Origin of the sequence: Oribacterium sp. NK2B42, assembly GCF_000424445.1 — a bacterium.
Classification (GTDB): Bacteria; Bacillota; Clostridia; order Lachnospirales; family Lachnospiraceae; genus Oribacterium.
Genome location: NZ_AUJX01000016.1, coordinates 51,342 through 70,674, shown reverse-complemented (window position 1 = coordinate 70,674; position 19,333 = coordinate 51,342). Strand labels below are relative to the sequence as shown.

Sequence of the window (19,333 nt, the reverse complement as noted above, 5' to 3'; positions counted from 1 at the left end):
AGTGGGCATCCTTTTTATAAAGGATGCCCACTGACTCCGGCTGATTTTGATTAATATAAAGGGTATGAAGATAACACTAATTACGGTTGGAAAAATTAAAGAGAAATATCTTAAGGATGCAATAGCTGAGTACTCAAAAAGACTCAGTGCTTATTGTGATATCAATATCGTGGAACTGCAGGACGAGAAGACGCCGGACAGGGCGCCGGCGGCGGTGGAGGAGAAGATTAAGGAGACTGAAGGGAGTCGGATTCTTCAGAAGATTGGGGACAGGGCTTATGTGATTGCGCTGGCCATCAATGGAGATATGCTTAGTTCTGAGGAGCTGGCGGAGAAGATGTCTGATCTTATGGTCAGGGGGAACTCGGATATCGTGTTTGTTATCGGAGGTTCTTTGGGGCTTTCACCGGAGGTTCTCAAGAGAGCGAATTATAAGCTTAGTTTCAGCAGGATGACTTTCCCGCACCAGCTTATGAGGGTGATTCTTCTGGAACAGGTTTACAGGGCATTTAAGATAAACAGTAATGAACCATACCATAAGTAATCATCAGAAGAATGTGTGTATTATCCAGGGACAGTCATGACAAACCCCATGGAAAGCATAAAGATGCTTTGTGAAAAACCTATTTGTAAGTATACGAACTGATATCATAAAATCATCTGTCAGAATATCTAATTTGAAAGCAAAAAAGGCTTCGGTTTTTTTATCCGAAGCCTTTTGTCTTATCTATATCTATACTGATATTTTTTAGTTAATATCCAAATATAATGCAATAGCGTTGAATCAGGGCCCATCACCCTTTTTTACTTATACTACAGATTTATGTACGATGCCTGAAATATACTCGGGAACATTATCCTTTGGCATATCCAGCACGAGAGCAAGCTCGTCATAAAGGATGCCTTCTGCCTGCTGCATATAGTGTGAATCTGTAAGTGTAAGTTTCTTGCCCTGGCTTATACGCTCCTCTTTGCGAACGTATAAGGTCTTGATGACCCTCATAAGCTCGTCCGGGTCGCAGCTGCGGATGCACTCTTTATAAGCATCCTCGCGCTGTTTGTTGTTTTTGATGTCGAGGATGCCTATGCCCGGAACAGTTTTGATGAAAGCATTAGCCTCTTCCTTTGACATGATCTTTCTCATGTTGATCTTCTGAGCATCAACAGGAGCATAAACGGAACCTGACGGCTTATCATATGGCTGCATCACATAATACTCTTTGTTCCTGGATACGCCATCCATGTTAAGCGTTGTTTTGTCGATGATTTTGTGTATGCCTTTACATCCGTAAACTACATAATCACCATTTTGAAACATAATACCTCCTTAAAAAATATTGTCTGACTGTAAACAAGTTCTGATGGGAACTTAAACAATTACTTAAATCACAATAAAATTACGATTGATTTGTAAGAAAATAATCTGAATTAAATATTGACAATCAAAGTATGAATTCATATATTATATATTTTACATTTTTTGACAAAACTTTCAAAGTCAATATTGCACAATTAAGATTTAAAATTTCTACCTTTTCTTGATATGAAATAAGCTCTGGGCTATACTTTAGCGAGGTTATATATATCAAAATTACGTAATAGGTCAAAACCGGAACAAGGTTTTGACCTAATATAAGAGCCGGAAATTGAGTGTAATTTGATTAAAAAACACCTGGTCGGAGAGAAATTTATGGATAAATTAAAAGAGTTATACTTTAAATATAAAGAGATAATCAACTATCTGATTGTTGGGGGATTAACTACCGTTGTAAGTCTGGGAGTATACTTCCTCTGTGTTTCCACCTTCTGTGATCCGACTTCACCCCTTCAGCTTCAGATAGCTAATGTCATTTCATGGATTGCGGCAGTAACATTTGCCTTTTTCACTAACCGGAAATATGTTTTTGAGAGCACCGGTAAAAACATCTGGGCAGAAGCCGGTAAATTCTACATTTCCAGAGTGAGTACACTTGGGATAGATATGCTTATAATGTTTATTACGGTAACTGTTCTCGGCATGAACGATAAGGTGGCCAAGCTGATTGTTCAGGTCGTAGTCACCATCACAAATTATATTTTCAGCAAATATCTGGTGTTCAATAAGAAGAGGAGTTAACAGATGAGTTTACGATATTTCAAGAATAAAAGAGCCTATGTTATGGCGTTTCTGTTTCCTGTCATAGCCATGCTCCTTATATTCTTCTTCAGAGGAATATATCCTTTTGGTAATGAGACATTCCTTCGTACGGATATGTATCATCAGTATGCTCCGTTTTCATCTGAGTTTAATTATAAGCTTCAGCATGGTGGATCCCTTTTATACACATGGGACGTAGGACTGGGCATCAATTTTACGGCTCTGTACGCATATTATCTTGCCAGCCCTCTTAACTGGCTTATGGCTCTTTGCCCCAAGGGACTGATCCTTGAATTCATGACCTATATGATCGTATTCAAGATTGGACTTTGCGGTGTAACCATGTGCTATTATCTCAGACATCATTATATAAATGATGACCTGGGCTCCGCCTTCTTCGGAGTCTCTTATGCTTTATCCGGCTACATTTCAGCCTACAGCTGGAACTGGATGTGGCTTGACTGCATTGTCCTTTTTCCGCTTATAATGCTTGGCCTTGAAAGACTGGTAAAAGGAAAGAGCGGAATGCTGTATGTTCTGACATTGGGCTTCAGCATCCTTTCAAACTACTACATTTCCATAATGATCTGTATCTTTATGGTATTTTACTTTATATGTCTTAACTTCCTTGAAGGCCTGGACAGCTTTGAGACATTTATCGTACGTAGCATAAGATTCGGTATTTATTCAATGATAGCCGGAGGACTTGCGGCAGTTACCCTGATCCCGGAAATATTTGCCCTCCAGCTTACCGCCTCGGGAGATTTCAGCTTTCCGAAAACTGCACAGCAGTATTTTACTATCATAGACATGTTTGCAAGACAGATGCCGCTGGTTGAGACTGAGCAGGGACTTGATCATTGGCCCAATGTCTATGCCGGTTCCATGGTGTTCATGATGCTGCCGCTTTACTTCATGAATGGTTCCATAAGAGTAAAGGACAAAGTCATTAACGGAATCCTCCTTTTATTCTTTTTCCTTAGCTTCAGTATAAATATACTTAATTTTATCTGGCACGGGTTCCATTTTCCGAACTCGCTGCCCTGCAGACAGAGCTTCATATACATTTTCATAATCCTTTATATGTGCTATGAGGCTTACATCAAGAGACATAATACGGGAATCAGGGAAATCGGTGCGGCCTTCTTCACGGCAGCTGCATTCATCCTTCTTGCTCAGAAGCTGGTTACCGATGATGCATTAAAGTGGTACACCTTCTATGTGGCGCTGCTTTTTGTGCTCATTTACTTTGGCTTCCTCTATGCAGATGTATTAAAAAAATTCGATTATGATATAGGGGTTATACTTCTCACCTTTGTATTGTTCATGGAGCTTACCCTCAATATGGCCGTAACCTCTGTACCGACAACTTCAAGGGAATCCTATACAGCAGACAATCAGGATGTAATAAAGCTGGTTTCCGAAATAAAAGAAAAGGACAACAGCTTTTACCGCTTTGAGAAGATGACGAGAAAGAGCAAGGATGACGGCGCCTGGATGAACTTCAGAAGCGTTTCAATGTTTTCGTCCACAGCCTATTCAGCCTGCTCGGATTTCTTCAAGTCCATGGGTATGGAGGCATCAACCAATGCCTACTCCATAACAGGCTCGACTCCGCTTATGAATATGCTGTTCGCCGTAAAATACAGCATTTATTCACAGAAAGTAGATAAACCCGAAGAACAGTTCCTTAAGCTGCTGGACGACTCAGGAAACACCTACATGTATGAGAATGCCTATGCATTACCGCTTGGATACATGCTTTCAGAGAAAGAACTGTCATCCTGGTACACAGACATGGGGACGCCGACATTAAACCAGAACAGCCTGTGTGATGCCCTGGAAACAAACCTGGTTTTGAAAAGCGTTCTCGGAGAGCAGAACGGAAAACAATACAGCTTTACAGCAGGCGTACCCGGCGATTACTATGCCTACGTCACCGACTCTTCAATAAAAGAAGTTAATGTTGACTACGGTTACAGATCCAAAAAAGTAAACAACTTAAACAGAGGTTACTTTATAGAGATAGGCTTCCTCAACATGGGAGATTCGGTAACCCTTAAAAATGAGACCAATGATAAAGCATTGACACTGGACATCTTCCGATTTGACTATGAAGCCCTGAAGGAAGTCTACGACAAGCTTAACGACGAAGGCTGGAACCTTACAACCATAGAAGACACCTATCTTTCCGGAGAAATCACTGCAAACCGGGACGGCATAATGATGACTTCGATTCCATACGACGAAGGCTGGAGCATCTTCGTTGACGGAGAAAAGCAGGAACTCACAAAGGTAAAAGACACCTTCATAGGCGTAAAACTCGGTGAAGGCACCCACAAAGTGGAAATGAAATACTTCCCCCGCGGTCTGAAAGAAGGCGCCGTCATCTCCGCCCTCAGCATCCTCGCCCTGATCCTCATAGCCTTCTTCACTAAAAAATTCGGCTACCTGGAACACATCCTTCCCGATACTATCGAAGAAGATGAAGACGAAGAAGCCGACGAGTATGAAGAGGACATAGTTGCCGACGATACCGATGACGAAATCAAAGCTCAAGATGAGGTAGAAGAGATTCTAGAAGAAACCCTCGAAGAACTTGAAGAAGTCGAAAAAACCGAACGCGCCGCCAACGATTGCGTCCCCTCCGAAAATATCGAAATCCAGGATATTGTCGACGGAACTATAGAAGAATAATCTGTAGATATATAGAAAATGCAGGAAAATGGAAGGGATGGGTGGCTAGGGTTGCGAGTTGAAAGAACAGATGGTGCATTCATGTACGAACCAGATGCACGTCAGTGCATATGGGGCGTACATGAATGTGCCAGATGTACTTTCAATCTCGTGGCCCGTCACCCATCCCTTCCATTTTCCGTCCGGAAATACAAGATATTCATTTAAAATATTTAACATAATATCCCGTGTGTAGTAAAATACACACGGGACTTTTTTGTTTACAGAGGATTCCACCGGGGACGGTTCTCTCCGGCGAGAACCATCCCCGGTGGAATCCTTGTCCAAATAATTTGATCACGGAGGAACGCCAATGAAGCTTTGGGGCGGCAGATTTACAGAAGCAGAAGATGCATTAACAGAAGCATTTAACGAATCACTCAGTTTTGATAAACGCATGTACAGACAGGACATCAGAGGATCAATAGCACATGCAAAAATGCTTGGAAAACAAAGCATCATCTCAGAAGAAGACAGCGAAGCCATCGTAAAAGGCCTCGAAGGAATCCTTTCCGACATAGAAGAAGGAAAACTGGTAATAGGTGGCGATGCCGAAGATATTCACAGCTTTATAGAGGCAGAACTCACAGAACGCATTGGAGAAGCAGGAAAAAGACTTCACACAGGACGCAGCCGTAATGATCAGGTAGCCCTTGATATGAAGATGTATACCCGCGACCATATGGACAGCATGGCGGAAGAGATCAAGGAACTCATCAGCACCTTTGAAAAGCTGATAAATGAGAACCGTGACACATATATGCCGGGCTTTACACACCTTCAGAAGGCACAGCCAACAACCCTTGCACATCACATGGGGGCTTATAAAGAAATGCTTCAGAGAGACCTTAGCCGTCTCAGCGACACAAGAGAGCGCCTTAACGAGTGCCCCCTTGGAGCAGGAGCCTTTGCAGGCACCACTTATCCTCTGGACAGAGACTATACAGCAAAACTTCTGGAATTCAGAAAACCAACAAACAACTCCATGGATTCCGTATCTGACAGAGATTATCTTCTTGAATATTTATTCGATCTTTCAACCATACAGATGCACCTTAGCCGTTTAAGCGAAGAAATCATCATCTGGAACTCCAACGAGTACCAGTTTGTCCGCATATCCGATGCCTATTCCACCGGCTCAAGCATTATGCCGCAGAAGAAGAATCCGGATATAGCCGAGCTTATCCGTGGAAAAACCGGACGTGTATATGGTGCACTTCAGAGCCTTCTGGTTGTCATGAAAGGACTTCCTCTTGCCTACAACAAGGATATGCAGGAGGATAAAGAATTTGCATTTGACGCTATGGATACCGTTCTGAATTCCGTAAAACTGATGAACGGCATGCTCAGCACCATGACCTTCAACAAGATTCGCATGGAGGATTCCGCAAAGCGTGGCTTCACCAATGCTACAGATGTTGCAGATTACCTTGTCAGAAAAGGTGTGCCCTTCAGAACAGCTCATGGCATCGTAGGAGAGCTTGTTCTCTTATGCGAAGAGAAGAAGTGTGCCCTCGACGACCTCACACTTTCAGATTACAAGAACATTTGCGACAAAATAGATGAAGACATCTATGACGCCATCTCCCTCGAGACCTGCGTTAAAAACCGCAAAACCACCGGCGCTCCGGGAGAATTACTTTAAACCAAAGGGGACGGTTCTCTCCGGTAGGGACGGTTCTCTCCGGCGAGAACCGTCCCTACCGGAGAGAACCGTCCTCTTTGCGCCTATTTATCAATTGATGTATAAATATGCCACAAATATGCATCGAATGAAGAAATATACAAGATAAAATGACTAAATATGTATTTTTATACAAATAACACTTGCATTTTCATGCAAGAAAGCGTATTATCCAAACAGCAGTTAAGTAAATGCTTTTTGAAGAAGTACTTACCACACTTCACAGGACAACCTGTAAAGTCAAAAAGTTTTGAAAAGGAGAAAAAAATATGGGCAATCTTACACCAAAGAACAACACACAGGGCGAGAAAGTAGTACTCGCGTATTCCGGCGGACTTGACACAACAGCAATCGTACCCTGGCTTAAAGAGACATTCGGCTATGAAGTAATCTGCTGCTGTGTAGACGTAGGACAGGGCAATGAGCTCGACGGACTTGCCGAGAGAGCAAAGCTTTCCGGAGCTGCAAAGCTTTACATCGAAGACATTACCGACGATTTCTGTGACAACTACGTTGTACCATGCCTTCAGGCAGATGCAACATATGAGAATAAATATTTACTTGGAACGTCCATGGCGAGACCGGCCATCGCAAAGAAGCTGGTAGACATTGCACGTAAGGAAGGCGCTAAGGCAATCTGCCACGGTGCTACAGGAAAGGGCAACGATCAGATCCGTTTCGAGCTTTCCATCAAGGCTCTTGCTCCTGATCTTGACATCATCGCTCCATGGAGAATGACAGACATCTGGACCTTCCAGTCACGTGAAGATGAGTACGACTACATTAAGTCAAAGGGAATTCCTCTTACATTCTCAGCGGACAATTCATACAGCCGCGACAGAAACATTGTTCATATCTCACATGAGGGACTTGAGCTTGAGGATCCTTCACAGGAGCCGAATTACGACCACATGCTGGTTCTTTCAAACTCTCCAGAAAAGGCACCGGATAAGGTGACAGATGTGGAGATCAAATGGGAGGCAGGAATCCCTGTTGAGCTTAACGGAAAGAAGATGTCTGTTAAGGATATAATAATCGAGCTTAACAAGCTTGGCGGAGAGAACGGCATCGGAATCATCGATATCGTTGAGAACCGTGTAGTAGGTATGAAGAGCCGTGGCGTTTATGAGACTCCGGGACTTACCATCCTTATGGAGGCACATAAGCAGATCGAGGAGCTGATCCTTGACCGTCAGACCATGGAATTCAAACAGATGGTAGATGTTAAGTACTCTCAGGTAGTTTATGAGGGTAAGTGGTTCGATCCTCTTCGTGAGGCTCTTCAGGCATTTGTGGAGTCAACACAGAAGTATGTTACAGGTGTTACCAAGCTTAAGCTTTATAAGGGTAACATCACAAAGGCAGGAACAACTTCACCATATTCACTTTACAACGAGTCTCTGGCATCCTTCACAACCGGAGATCTTTACGATCACCATGACGCTTCTGGATTCATCACCTTATTCGGTCTTCCCGAGAAGGTTCGCGCAATGAAGATGCTTGAGGTTAAGAACCTTCAAAATAACAAATAAATCTGGTAAGAACTTTGTATGATGCCTTCATCGGACAAATACAGATAAGGCATTATAGAGAGTTTGCTCATAGAATGAAGCTCTTCGGCTCGGTAAACCGAAGAGCTGAGTTCACATAAGGACATATTTTAACACCGGAGCTGCTTAGAACGGCATACATATGTCGGAGATGAACGGCGTAAAACATGGGTTTATAGATGAGGAGAATCAAAACTCCAGAGGTTCGATAAATGAGTATGATTTCAATAAACGGCGGTGTCTGTGCCGCCAAAGGTTTCATGGCAGCTTCCTACGCTGCCGAAATAAGAAAAAAAGGCCGTGATGACATGGCCATGATCTTTTCAAAAGAGCCCTGCACAGTGGCAGGAACCTTTACCTCCAATGTTGTAAAGGCTGCTCCTGTAATGTGGGATAAAAACATTGTCAGTTCAGGAAAACCGGTGCATGCGGTAGTGATAAATTCCGGAATCGCCAATGCCTGCACCGGAAAAGAAGGTATGGATGCCTGTAAGGCAGAAGCACAGTGTGTTGCAGAGCACTTCGGGGATGCATTTTCCGCAGAGTCAGTACTGGTAGCTTCCACAGGTGTCATCGGCATGCAGCTTCCGGTGGAAAAGATGCTTAATGCCATCTCAGAGATGATCCCGCTTCTCGACAGCGATGAGGCTCACGGAACCTCGGCAAGCAAAGCCATTATGACCACCGATACTGTGAACAAAGAATTTGCAGTGGAGTTTGAACTTGACGGCAGGAAGGTTCATATCGGCGGAATGACAAAGGGCTCCGGCATGATCCACCCGAGAATGTGTACCATGCTTTGCTTCCTCACAACAGATGTTGCAATCTCAAAGGAGCTTCTTCAGAAAGCTCTCAGCGAAGATGTTGTTGACACCTTCAACATGATTTCCGTTGACGGTGATACCTCAACAAACGATACCTGCGTAATCCTTGCAAACGGCACCGCAGGCAATAAAGAAATCATTGACGATGATGAGGATTTCGAAATATTTAAAGCAGCCCTTCATCAGGTTAATGCTACCCTCGCCACAAGAATGGCTGCAGACGGAGAGGGAGCTTCACACCTTTTCACAGCAAAGGTTGTCGGGGCGAGAAATAAGGATGAGGCGAGAACATTGGCAAGATCCGTCGTTTCCTCAACCCTCACAAAGGCAGCAATTTACGGAAGAGACGCAAACTGGGGACGAATCCTCTGTGCCATGGGTTACAGCGGAGCTGAGTTCGATCCCGAAAAGGTGGATCTCTATTTCGTTAATGATATCGGAAAGATAGCTGTTTACAAACAGGGAGTACCCCTTGATTTCGATGAAGATTTTGCGGCTGAGATCCTGGGATATCAGGAAGTTACAGCCCTTATAGAAATGAACGAGGGCGTAGAGACAGCCACCGCATGGGGCTGCGACCTCACACATGAGTATGTAGACATTAACGCAGAATATCGTACGTAAGGAGAAAGAGATGGACATTTCACAGGAGATAATGAATAAGGCTGCAACCCTGGTTGAGGCACTTCCATATATTCAGAAATTTCAGGACAAGGTTGTTATCGTAAAGTATGGCGGATCAGCCATGACAGATGAGAACCTCAAGATGCAGGTTATGCAGGATGTGGCTCTTCTTAAACTGGTTGGACTTAAGCCTATTATCGTTCACGGTGGAGGAAAAGATATTTCAAAGTGGATAAGCAAAGTCGGCAAGGAGCCAAAATTTGTAAACGGACTCAGAGTTACCGATGATGAAACCATGGAAATCGCTGAGATGGTGCTAAATAAGGTCAATAAATCACTTGTACAGCTCATCAACAACCTGGGCGGTAAATCTGTGGGTATCTCCGGCAAGGATGGAAACCTTCTTAAGTGTGTGAAGAAATACAGTAATGGAGAGGATATCGGTTTTGTAGGAGAGGTTGTAGACGTTGATACCACCGTCATTAAAGATCTCATGGATGATAACTTTATACCTGTTATTTGTCCTGTAGGCTTTGATGATCACGGTCAGACTTACAATGTTAATGCTGACGATGCGGCATGTGCCATTGCAGCAGCTATGCATGCCGAGAAGCTTGCTTACCTTACTGATGTAGAGGGCGTATACAAAGATTTTGAAGATAAAAATTCCCTTATACATACATTAAGCCTTGATGAGGCTCAGGAAATGATTGATTCCGGAATTCTCGGAGGCGGAATGCTTCCCAAGCTTCAGAACTGTATAGATGCCATGAAGAAGGGCGTTAACAGTGTGCATATACTTGACGGAAGAGTACCTCACTGTCTCTTGCTTGAGATATTCACTAATAAGGGTATCGGAACCATGATTGAGAAATCAATTGATAAAGCATTTGACTGAGCGGAGGGATAACAATGAAGTTTATGGATGATTCCATAGTGAAGGGTAATGTTGTAAATGACCGTGTCATAAATGACGGAGATAAAGTTTTTTACAAAACCTATAATCGTTTTCCTGTTGCATTTGATCACGCAGATGGAGTCTATCTCTATGATGTAGGAGACAATAAGTATCTGGATTTCGGAGCAGGAATTTCGGTTTGCGGTCTGGGTTACGGTAACGCTCTTCTTAACCATGCAATGAAGTCACAGATCGATAAGGGACTTCTTCATACATCAAATCTGTTTTACAACGAGCCGGCTGTTGAAGCTGCTGAGAAGCTTACACAGATGACTGGTATGGATAAGGTATTCTTTACCAATTCAGGAACCGAAGCCGTAGAGGGTGCACTTAAGATTGCCCGCCGTTATCATTTTAATAAAGGCAAGAAAGGCTGTGAGATCATTGCTATGCAGGGCTCTTTCCACGGCAGAAGTATGGGTGCTCTCAGCGTGACAGGTAAGGATCATTATCGCGAGCCTTTTGAGCCGCTAATCGGAGGAGTTAAGTTCGCAATCTACAACGACCTTGATTCGGTCAAGGCTCTTATCAATGAAAGCACCGGAGCCATCATCATGGAAACATTCCAGGGTGAGGGCGGAATATATCCTGCCACAGAGGAGTTCCTTAAAGGCGTGAGAAAGCTCTGTGATGAAAATGATCTCCTTCTTATTCTGGATGAGATCCAGTGCGGAATGGGACGTACCGGATATCTTTTCGCATGGCAGGAGTACGATGTGAAGCCGGATGTCATGACAGTGGCAAAGGCCCTTGGTAACGGAGTTCCCATCGGCGCTTTCCTTGCCTGCGGGGAAGCTGCAGAGGCCATGAAGCCAGGTGATCACGGATCCACCTACGGCGGAAATCCGTTTGTTTGTGCGGTTGCTTCAGCAGTTCTGGATGTATTTAAAGAAGCAGACATTCCGGGACACGTAAAGAAGATGGGAGAGCATCTCTGGAAGGCTCTCGAGGAGATTAAGGAAAAATACCCTGATCTGGTGGTTGACCACAGAGGAAAGGGTCTTATCCAGGGACTTGAATTTGCGGAAGGAGTAAAGGTTGGCGAAATCGTAAAGAAAGCCCTTCTCGAGCAGAAGCTGATCCTCATTTCAGCAGAACACAACACCATCCGTTTTGTACCGCCTCTCGTCATCGAAAGAGAGCATGTAAATGAGATGCAGGAAAAGCTGGACGCAGTGCTGGCAAGTCTTAATTGAATGCATTATAGTACTGAACAGTCGATACATGATTTTTTTCCTTATTGTTTTACAAAAAACACATTCTGAAATATTGCAAGAAATGCTTTGCAATGACATAATGACCTTGAGCGATACTTTGCAGAGAAGCCCTGCGATAGGCGTTGGGAAAGTACTCGTAAGACAAAGACCGCATCAGGAGGAAAAAATGAATAATAATGTATCAACTACTTCAACCACCAGGGCTGCAGGGTTCAATGTTTCCGGACAGGTACGTGACCTTTCTGTTATGGCTATGTTTACAGCCATAGTTCTCATCATGGCATTTACCCCCTTCGGTATCATCAATCTGCCCCTAATCAAAGCAACCATCTTACATGTACCTGTTGTTATAGGTTCAGTTCTTCTCGGACCGAAGAAGGGTGCATTCCTTGGTTTCCTTTTCGGAGCAACAAGCCTTTTCAAGAACATCACAGCACCAAGCATTCTTTCATTTGCCTTTACACCGACAGTACCGGTTCCGGGACTTACACACGGTTCACCATGGGCTTTGTTTATCTGCTTCGTGCCCCGTATCCTTGTAGGTGTTACTCCATGGCTTCTTTACAAGGCAGCAGCCAAGCTTCAGCCTAAGATGAATGACGCAGTACGTTTCGCAGTACTCGCTCTTTGCGGTGCACTCGGTGCCATCACAAACACAGCACTTGTTATGGGCTCAATATTTGTTGTTTTCAGAAACGCCTATGCCGCAGCAAACAACATTCCTGTTGAGGATGTTCTTGGCGTTATACTTGGCATCGTGTTTACAAATGGAGTTCCTGAGATGATTGTAGCTGCTGTTATCGTACCTGTTGTTGTAACAGCGCTTCTTAAGGCACGTGTAGTTAATAAATAAATCTAACAGACGATTCGCCAGTCAAATTGAATATCAGTTTGACTGGCTTTATTTCTGCTCACGGATTTTATCGTAGGCAGAAATAAAGCTACATTTATCGGCTTCGATAAGATATATATAGACAGAAATAGTTATGAGTTTATAGAGGATACGATGATGAAAACTCTTTTAATTGATGTCGGAAATTCCAATATTGTAATAGGCCTTTTTGAGGATGGATCCAAGCTTTTTCAGGATAGAGTAGAAACAGGTAAAAAATGGGACCAGCTCAGCTTTATGAACGAGCTTAAAGATATTTTTAAACAAAATAACACATCCCCGGAAGATATTGATGGCTCCATCATTTCATCAGTCGTCCCCGACATTAATCCGTTACTTGTTTCAGCAATCAAAAGACTCACGGGAAAAAATGTTATTATTGCGAATATGGATAATGTAGGTATTCCTGTAAAAAACTATGACATGTCACTTCTCGGAATGGACAGAATGGTGGATATACTTGCGGCAAAAGAAAAATATGGTTCACCGGTTATGATATATGACCTGGGAACCTGCACAACCATGTCTGTGATTGATGCTGATGGGTATTTCATTGGCGGAATGATATCCCCGGGAGTTCAGCTTGGACTCTATGCGGAAGCAGAAAAGACTGCCCAGCTTCCTAAACTGAGGGCAGAAGAACCAGAAAAACTCATAGGTGATGATACAGTTTCATGTATGATCAATGGAGTAGTTATCGGGACAGCAGCCATGATAGACGGAATCCATGAAAGAGTATCCGAAGAACTGGGAATCAACGCTAAGAAACTCCCATTGGTTCTTACAGGTGGACTCAGTAAACTGGTGCTTCCCTGGATGAAGCATGAAGCCCATTTCGAACCGGATCTTCTGTTGAAGGGACTTGAATTGCTTTACCGGAAATCTCTGTAAAGGTATTTATCATTTTTTATTATAAAAAATGCAGTTGATTACTGTATGAACCACTAATTCAATACAGTTGATCTAAATCTGTCATATATAAGACAGGAATATCTTTTTAGCGTTGGATTTATTATAGTGGTAACATATATACAACGATGTTTGACATATTAATAAACCATATATTAAGTAAAGGACCACGATATGCTTAAAGGAAAGAATATACTTCTTGGTGTCACAGGTGGAATAGCCGCATACAAGGCAGCAGACATCTGTTCCCGACTTGTGAAGCTTCATGCCAATGTCGACGTCATTATGACTGAGCATGCCCTCAACTTTATTACGCCGAACACCTTTGAGGCGCTTTGTCACAATAAGGTTACAACAGATACCTTCGACAGGAATCATCCCTTTGAAGTAGAGCACATAGCTCTTGCCGATAAAGCCGATTGTGTAATCATTGCCCCGGCAACAGCCAATATAATAGGAAAACTTGCAAACGGCATAGCAGACGACATGCTTTCCACAACACTTCTTGCCTGTCGTTGTCCCAGGCTCATAGCTCCTGCCATGAATACCCACATGTGGCAGAATCCCATAGTTCAGGATAATGTCTCAAAGCTTAAACATTATGGCTTCTCCATCATAGAGCCGGAAAACGGACACCTGGCCTGCGGCTACGATGGTTCCGGAAAGCTTGCGTCACCTGAAATGATCGTGGATTACGTTGTTAATGCCTGCGCCCATGAGAAAGATATGTCAGGACTAAAGGTTATGGTAAGCGCAGGACCTACCTGTGAGGATCTGGATCCGGTGCGCTATATAACAAATCGATCATCGGGAAAGATGGGTTACAACATAGCAAAGGCCGCTGCATGCCGTGGCGCAGAAGTTACTTTGGTGAGCGGACCAGTTGAACTTCCGGCTCCTGCATGTGTCAATGTAGTAAACATTCGCAGTGCGGAAGATATGTATCGGGAAATAACATCGCATCAGGAAGAGTCAGACATCATCATAAAAGCCGCCGCCGTTGCCGATTACAGACCGGCAACAGTTTCGGATAACAAGATTAAGAAAAAAGATGACGGCACAGACTTGAGTCTCCCTTTGGAAAGAACGAAGGATATCCTTAAATACCTAGGGGAACATAAAAAAGAAGGTCAGTTCCTCTGCGGATTTTCTATGGAAACAGAAAAAATGCTGGAAAATTCAAGAAAGAAGCTGAAAAAGAAAAATCTCGACCTCATTGCAGCCAACAACGTAAAGGTAGCAGGCGCAGGATTCCAGGGCGATACCAATGTACTCACCCTCATCTCAAAGGACTCCGAAAACGAGCTTCCTTTGATGTCTAAGTGGGATGCTGCAAACAGACTTCTGGATGAGATACTGAAACTCAGAACAAAAAAAGACTGAAAGATCATAGTTGTGTGGTACTTTTTTAAAACCTCGATCAGATATGTTGATTACTTTTGCAATAAACGATTTATAGTAACCTGCCACACAATAGCATAGATGTAATGAAGAATATACATCAAGTTAGGTATATAAATAAACTGAATGGAGAAACTGATGACAGCAAGAGAAATGAAACTCAATGATTATCTGGAAAAACTCGGAGCAAAGGAGTCGGTTCCGGGAGGGGGAGGTGCCAGTGCGCTTGCGGGAGCTTATGGCGTTAGTCTCGGACTTATGGTGTGTGCATTTACAAGCGGAAAAAAGAAATACGCCGACTTTGAGCCGGAGCTTGTGAGGATACAGGAAAAGCTGACTAAGCTGAGAGAGGATTTCCTTAAGCTTTCAGATGAAGATGAAGAGGTGTTCTATCCACTCAGCAAGGCTTACGGACTTCCGGAGAATACAGTTGAAGAGAAGGATCATAAGGAAACAACTCTCGAAACCTGCCTGTCCAATGCAACCATGACCCCCATAAAAGTCATGGAAAAAGCATGCGAAGCCATAAACTATATGCAGGAGCTTGCGGACAACGGATCAAAACTCATGTTAAGTGACGTCGGTGTGGGAGTTTCATTTCTAAATACAGCTCTTGAAGGAGCCGTGATGAATGTTTACATCAATACAAAAATGATGAAAAACACAAACCGCATGATCGAGCTCAATGAATATGCAAGAAAGCTGCTTCTGGACGGAACCTCCAAAGCGAGACTCATCTATGAACAGGTTGAAAGCACCATCAAACCAAAGTATGATTATGAAGATAAAATAGAAAGAAATAAAGTGGATTTTAGTTAAGGAGTACTATGAAGGAATTAAGAGGAAAGCTTATTGCAGACAGAATAAAGGGCGAATGCCTCGACTTTGTTGGGAAATACAACGGAATCCTTCCGGCTCTCGCAGTGCTGAGAGTAGGTGAAAAGGAAGATGACATCGCCTATGAAAGAAGCATAAAAAAGCGCTTTGTGGATTACGGACTGGAGGTAAAGGATTATGAGCTTCCGGCAAACTGCACCAACGAAGAATTCCAGGAAGTCTTTGATTTCATAAATGATGACCCTGAAATACAGGGAATACTGGTCATGAGACCGCTTCCCGCCCAGATAGACGAAGAGGCAATGCTGAAAAAAATGAATCCTTTAAAGGACCTTGACGGAATCACCGATGCCAATGTTGCCGGCGTGATGCGTGGTGACAAGCATGCATTTGCCCCCTGTACCGCACAGGCAGTTGTGGAAATCCTCAAAGACTACAACATCGAAATGGCCGGAAAGCGCGTCTGCGTAATCGGAAGATCCATGGTGGTAGGTAAACCTCTTTCCATGCTCCTCCTCAAAGAAAACGCAACAGTAACAGTCTGTCACTCAAAGACTGAGAACATAAAAGCTGTTGCAAGCGAAGCCGATATAGTAGTTGCCGCCATCGGAAAAGCCAAGAAAATAAGCGGAGGCTACGTCAGAGAAGATGCCACTGTAATTGACGTCGGAATCAACGTAGACGAACAAGGCAATCTCTGCGGAGACTGCGACTGGGATCAGATCGTCCTCAAAGCTTCAGCCGCAACCCCCGTCCCCGGCGGCGTAGGAACCGTAACCACCGCCGTCCTGGCCCGGCACCTCGTTGAGGCCACAAAACTCCAGAAAAACCTATAAATATTCAAAAAATCAATGCCCGAGCCGGTCTTCAGACCGCTCGGGCATTATCACATTCATATATAGTCTAAAAACAGACATTGTGCGATTTATTTTTTAGTACTACAATACAGCAAAGCATCATTGCGCTGCCACCATGGCCTTAACTCTGTCGAAAGCATGGAAGACCGAAGTGACCTTAAGCATCGCAACAGTGACGAGCGCCTCAGCCCCGATGTAGATCAAATTGTAAACCGCCGAGTAAGCGGCCGGATTCCAACCACTCCAGGCATATTCGCCCCAGAAAACCCAACCTGATAAGAAAGAAAAGAACCATCTAAGCCCACAGGCTGCCAGATATCCGATGAACAGCCCATTCTTCCTGCTGCAGAAGAAACCTGACACACCAAAAGCACCAAAAGCAAGAATGTAATCAAGAATAACCTGCACAGGTGAAAGAGCAATAGGCTCCAGAATAAACTGGAGAATTCCATAAGTTACACCGGAAACGAGACCGACTACAGGTCCGAAAAGAAAACCGGGAAGAGTGGCAAAAAGCATGGAACAAAGAGTGATGGCTCCGCCCGTAGGAAATTCAAAGACCTTGATCATTGAAGTTACAGTAGCCAGTGCGATGCAAAGCGCACAGTAAGCGAGTGTCCTGACATTTTTTAACATAAAAAAACCTCCTTAAAATGGAGGGGCAGAGTACTATCCGAACATGGATAGTCAGATATTTGCTTCCCTACGCAGGTACTAACCTGATCAGGTAAAAAGGGTTGATCCGTAGATCATCTCAGCAAAAGCGCCCCTAGCGTTTATATAAGAAATTATAAACTCTGAGGAAAAACTGTCAAGTTAAATCCTTATGCATAAAAATTGATTTTAACAATTAAGAAAGTGAATAATTAAATGTATGACTGAAAAGAATAAATATAAAATTCATAAAAAACTCGAGAAAATAAAACAGATGATAATCATAGCCCTGATGGTTATAAGCGGAATATGGTATGTAACCAAAGGCAGGGAAAAGGATAGTACAGCCTACGCCTTTACTGAGCAAAAAGCTTCCGAAATCAATATGGAGAAAACAGAAGACACCTATCTAGAGGATTCCGAAGAAACCTTCGAGAGCGGAAGTGTACAGGAATCAGAAGAAACCTCTGAGAACAGGAATATACCTGATTTAGAAGATATACCCGAATACAGTAGTAAACATGAGTCAAAAGAATCCTCTGAGGGCAGTGATTCAAAAGCAGCAGATTTATCAGGTGATTACGAGACCGGTGATTCCGGAAATGAAAAATCCGACCATCTTATCAATCTGAACCATGCCACCCAGAAAGAACTAGAAACCCTGCCCGGAGTCGGCCCCGCTACCGCCAAAAACATTATCGACTATAGGGAAAAGTATGGCGGCTTTGCGGATATAGAAGAAATAAAAAACGTAAAACGTATCGGGGACAAGACATTTGAGAAACTGAAAGAATATATCACGGTCTAATTGTCTGCCCTGCACTTTCGTCGTCTTTTAACAGGTGTATTTCATGTCCCGGCTTTTGTATAAAAGATTCCCTAATGCATAATATACAGAATTGTGCTATCATAGACCCAGGCTTACAAAAAAATTTGTCGGACTGTGCCTAAATGTGAAAATAATCTGTACAAATCAGGCTAATGTCTGTAAAATGTGCATTTGCACAACTTATAAGGGAGGCTCTTAATGGAACAGAATCAGGAGAGAATGACTCACGTTGTATATTCAAAAGACGATGACGGTCAGGTAATAATTGCTGATGAGGTTGTTGCCATCATCGCAGGCATCGCTGCCACAGAAACAGAGGGTGTTGATTCCATGGACGGAGGATGGTCAGGTGAGATCATTTCCAGAATGGGTATCAAGGATCTCAGCAAGGGAGTTACTACCAGCATAGAGGAAGGACATGTATCCGTAAATCTAAGTCTCAATGTCAAATACGGTTACTCTATCCCCAAAGTATCAAAGAACGTTCAGGAAAAGGTTGCACAGGCTATCGAATCCATGACAGGACTTAACGTACTTGATGTTAATGTCAGGATTTCAGGCGTTGTCACCACTGAGTAATTTCAGATATTTATACTGGCTGATGGTATAACTATTGATCATATGCAAAAGAATAAGCATTTGCATAAAAGAAACATAAAGTAGATAGGAAAGATATGAATAAGCGAGAAGAAAGAGATCACAAATTTAAACTTCTTTTCTCCACACAGTTTTATCCCGGTTCGGAGATACCTGCACAGATGGAGAGTTATTTTGCATCACCTGATTATGAAGATGGCGATGTACTCATCAGGGTTGAGAATGTTTCCGAGGAAGAACAGAAGGAACTTGAAGCCGCAGTACAGAAGATCGTAGACAAGATTCCCGAGCTTGATGAAAGGATCAATTCATCGGCTGAAGGCTGGAAGACAGACCGTATGACAAAGACTGACCTTACAGCTATTCGTCTCGCACTTTATGAGATTAGCTACGATGAGGATGTTCCTGAGAAGGTAGCCATCAATGAGGCCATCGAACTGGCTAAAAAGTACGGCGGTAATGAGTCCGGATCCTTCGTTAACGGAGTTCTTGCAAGACTTGTTGACGGCAGCCGTGAATCCACCAGAGTAGAAAAGGCTCCCCGTAAGCTTCAGGGTGAGATAACAGAAAAGAAGTCTTCGGAAGGTAAGAGCGTTCATATCCTTATCAATAAGAATAATAAGTAAA

At 43.3% G+C, this 19,333-nt stretch carries 18 protein-coding genes and 1 riboswitch; of the genes, 16 read left to right on the top strand and 2 right to left on the bottom strand.

The genetic code is table 11. The features are described from left to right. The first annotated feature begins 64 nt into the window (after positions 1 to 64). Entirely contained in the window at positions 65 to 544 is a 480-nt protein-coding gene (gene rlmH / locus G625_RS0107220) for a 23S rRNA (pseudouridine(1915)-N(3))-methyltransferase RlmH (RefSeq protein WP_029200589.1), read from the top strand. A 264-nt stretch (positions 545 to 808) separates the two neighbouring features. Here the strand turns inward: rlmH and G625_RS0107215 are convergent, their stop codons facing one another. Beyond that, positions 809 to 1,318 carry a CarD family transcriptional regulator gene (locus G625_RS0107215; protein ID WP_029200588.1) on the bottom strand — a complete coding sequence of 170 codons (510 nt, stop codon included), beginning with the start codon at positions 1,316 to 1,318 and terminating at the stop codon, positions 809 to 811. A gap of 372 nt (positions 1,319 to 1,690) precedes the next feature. Between G625_RS0107215 and G625_RS0107210 the strand changes: the two genes are divergently transcribed. From G625_RS0107210 to G625_RS0107155, 12 genes are all read left to right on the top strand, one after another. After that, complete coding sequence (locus G625_RS0107210; protein ID WP_029200587.1) at positions 1,691 to 2,116, top strand: GtrA family protein; 426 nt, start codon at positions 1,691 to 1,693, stop codon at positions 2,114 to 2,116. A 3-nt stretch (positions 2,117 to 2,119) separates the two neighbouring features. Further along, complete coding sequence (locus tag G625_RS18820; protein WP_049895784.1) at positions 2,120 to 4,834, top strand: YfhO family protein; 2,715 nt, start codon at positions 2,120 to 2,122, stop codon at positions 4,832 to 4,834. Positions 4,835 to 5,186: 352 nt separating this feature from the next. Then, a complete protein-coding gene (gene argH, locus G625_RS0107200; RefSeq protein WP_029200586.1) occupies positions 5,187 to 6,518 on the top strand; it encodes an argininosuccinate lyase in 1,332 nt (443 codons plus the stop codon). Positions 6,519 to 6,826: 308 nt separating this feature from the next. Beyond that, complete coding sequence (locus tag G625_RS18815) at positions 6,827 to 8,089, top strand: argininosuccinate synthase (RefSeq protein ID WP_044931939.1); 1,263 nt, start codon at positions 6,827 to 6,829, stop codon at positions 8,087 to 8,089. Between the two features lie 236 nt (positions 8,090 to 8,325). Continuing rightward, on the top strand, positions 8,326 to 9,555 hold the full coding sequence (argJ, locus tag G625_RS0107190) for a bifunctional glutamate N-acetyltransferase/amino-acid acetyltransferase ArgJ (RefSeq protein WP_029200585.1): 1,230 nt from the start codon (positions 8,326 to 8,328) through the stop codon (positions 9,553 to 9,555). A gap of 16 nt (positions 9,556 to 9,571) precedes the next feature. Beyond that, the gene (gene argB / locus G625_RS0107185; protein ID WP_029200584.1) at positions 9,572 to 10,453 is read left to right on the top strand and encodes an acetylglutamate kinase; all 882 of its coding nucleotides are present in this window, start codon (positions 9,572 to 9,574) and stop codon (positions 10,451 to 10,453) included. 23 nt (positions 10,454 to 10,476) lie between these two features. Then, on the top strand, positions 10,477 to 11,709 hold the full coding sequence (locus G625_RS0107180; RefSeq protein WP_044931967.1) for an aspartate aminotransferase family protein: 1,233 nt from the start codon (positions 10,477 to 10,479) through the stop codon (positions 11,707 to 11,709). Positions 11,710 to 11,896: 187 nt separating this feature from the next. Then, a complete protein-coding gene (locus G625_RS18810; RefSeq protein ID WP_049895783.1) occupies positions 11,897 to 12,583 on the top strand; it encodes an ECF transporter S component in 687 nt (228 codons plus the stop codon). A gap of 153 nt (positions 12,584 to 12,736) precedes the next feature. Next, positions 12,737 to 13,513, top strand: a complete 777-nt coding sequence (locus G625_RS0107170; protein WP_049895782.1) for a type III pantothenate kinase — start codon at positions 12,737 to 12,739, stop codon at positions 13,511 to 13,513. A gap of 192 nt (positions 13,514 to 13,705) precedes the next feature. Continuing rightward, complete coding sequence (gene coaBC / locus G625_RS0107165; protein WP_029200581.1) at positions 13,706 to 14,914, top strand: bifunctional phosphopantothenoylcysteine decarboxylase/phosphopantothenate--cysteine ligase CoaBC; 1,209 nt, start codon at positions 13,706 to 13,708, stop codon at positions 14,912 to 14,914. 156 nt (positions 14,915 to 15,070) lie between these two features. Beyond that, a complete protein-coding gene (locus tag G625_RS18805; RefSeq protein ID WP_044931937.1) occupies positions 15,071 to 15,751 on the top strand; it encodes a cyclodeaminase/cyclohydrolase family protein in 681 nt (226 codons plus the stop codon). Between the two features lie 8 nt (positions 15,752 to 15,759). Then, positions 15,760 to 16,605: a bifunctional 5,10-methylenetetrahydrofolate dehydrogenase/5,10-methenyltetrahydrofolate cyclohydrolase gene (locus G625_RS0107155; protein WP_029200580.1), complete on the top strand. Its 846-nt coding sequence runs from the start codon at positions 15,760 to 15,762 to the stop codon at positions 16,603 to 16,605. Between the two features lie 120 nt (positions 16,606 to 16,725). Here G625_RS0107155 and G625_RS0107150 read toward each other — a convergent pair whose 3' ends face one another. Next, on the bottom strand, positions 16,726 to 17,262 hold the full coding sequence (locus tag G625_RS0107150; protein ID WP_029200579.1) for an energy-coupled thiamine transporter ThiT: 537 nt from the start codon (positions 17,260 to 17,262) through the stop codon (positions 16,726 to 16,728). Between the two features lie 47 nt (positions 17,263 to 17,309). Further along, positions 17,310 to 17,407: riboswitch (TPP riboswitch) on the bottom strand. Positions 17,408 to 17,500: 93 nt separating this feature from the next. On the opposite strand from G625_RS0107150, the gene G625_RS21135 reads away from it, so the two are divergent. The 3 genes from G625_RS21135 (at position 17,501) to nusB (ending at position 19,332) form a co-directional block, all read left to right on the top strand. Next, the gene (locus G625_RS21135; RefSeq protein ID WP_049895781.1) at positions 17,501 to 18,088 is read left to right on the top strand and encodes a ComEA family DNA-binding protein; all 588 of its coding nucleotides are present in this window, start codon (positions 17,501 to 17,503) and stop codon (positions 18,086 to 18,088) included. 219 nt (positions 18,089 to 18,307) lie between these two features. Next, positions 18,308 to 18,688, top strand: a complete 381-nt coding sequence (locus tag G625_RS0107140; protein WP_029200578.1) for an Asp23/Gls24 family envelope stress response protein — start codon at positions 18,308 to 18,310, stop codon at positions 18,686 to 18,688. A gap of 95 nt (positions 18,689 to 18,783) precedes the next feature. Next, positions 18,784 to 19,332, top strand: a complete 549-nt coding sequence (gene nusB, locus G625_RS18795; RefSeq protein WP_084152801.1) for a transcription antitermination factor NusB — start codon at positions 18,784 to 18,786, stop codon at positions 19,330 to 19,332. Position 19,333 lies beyond the last annotated feature (1 nt).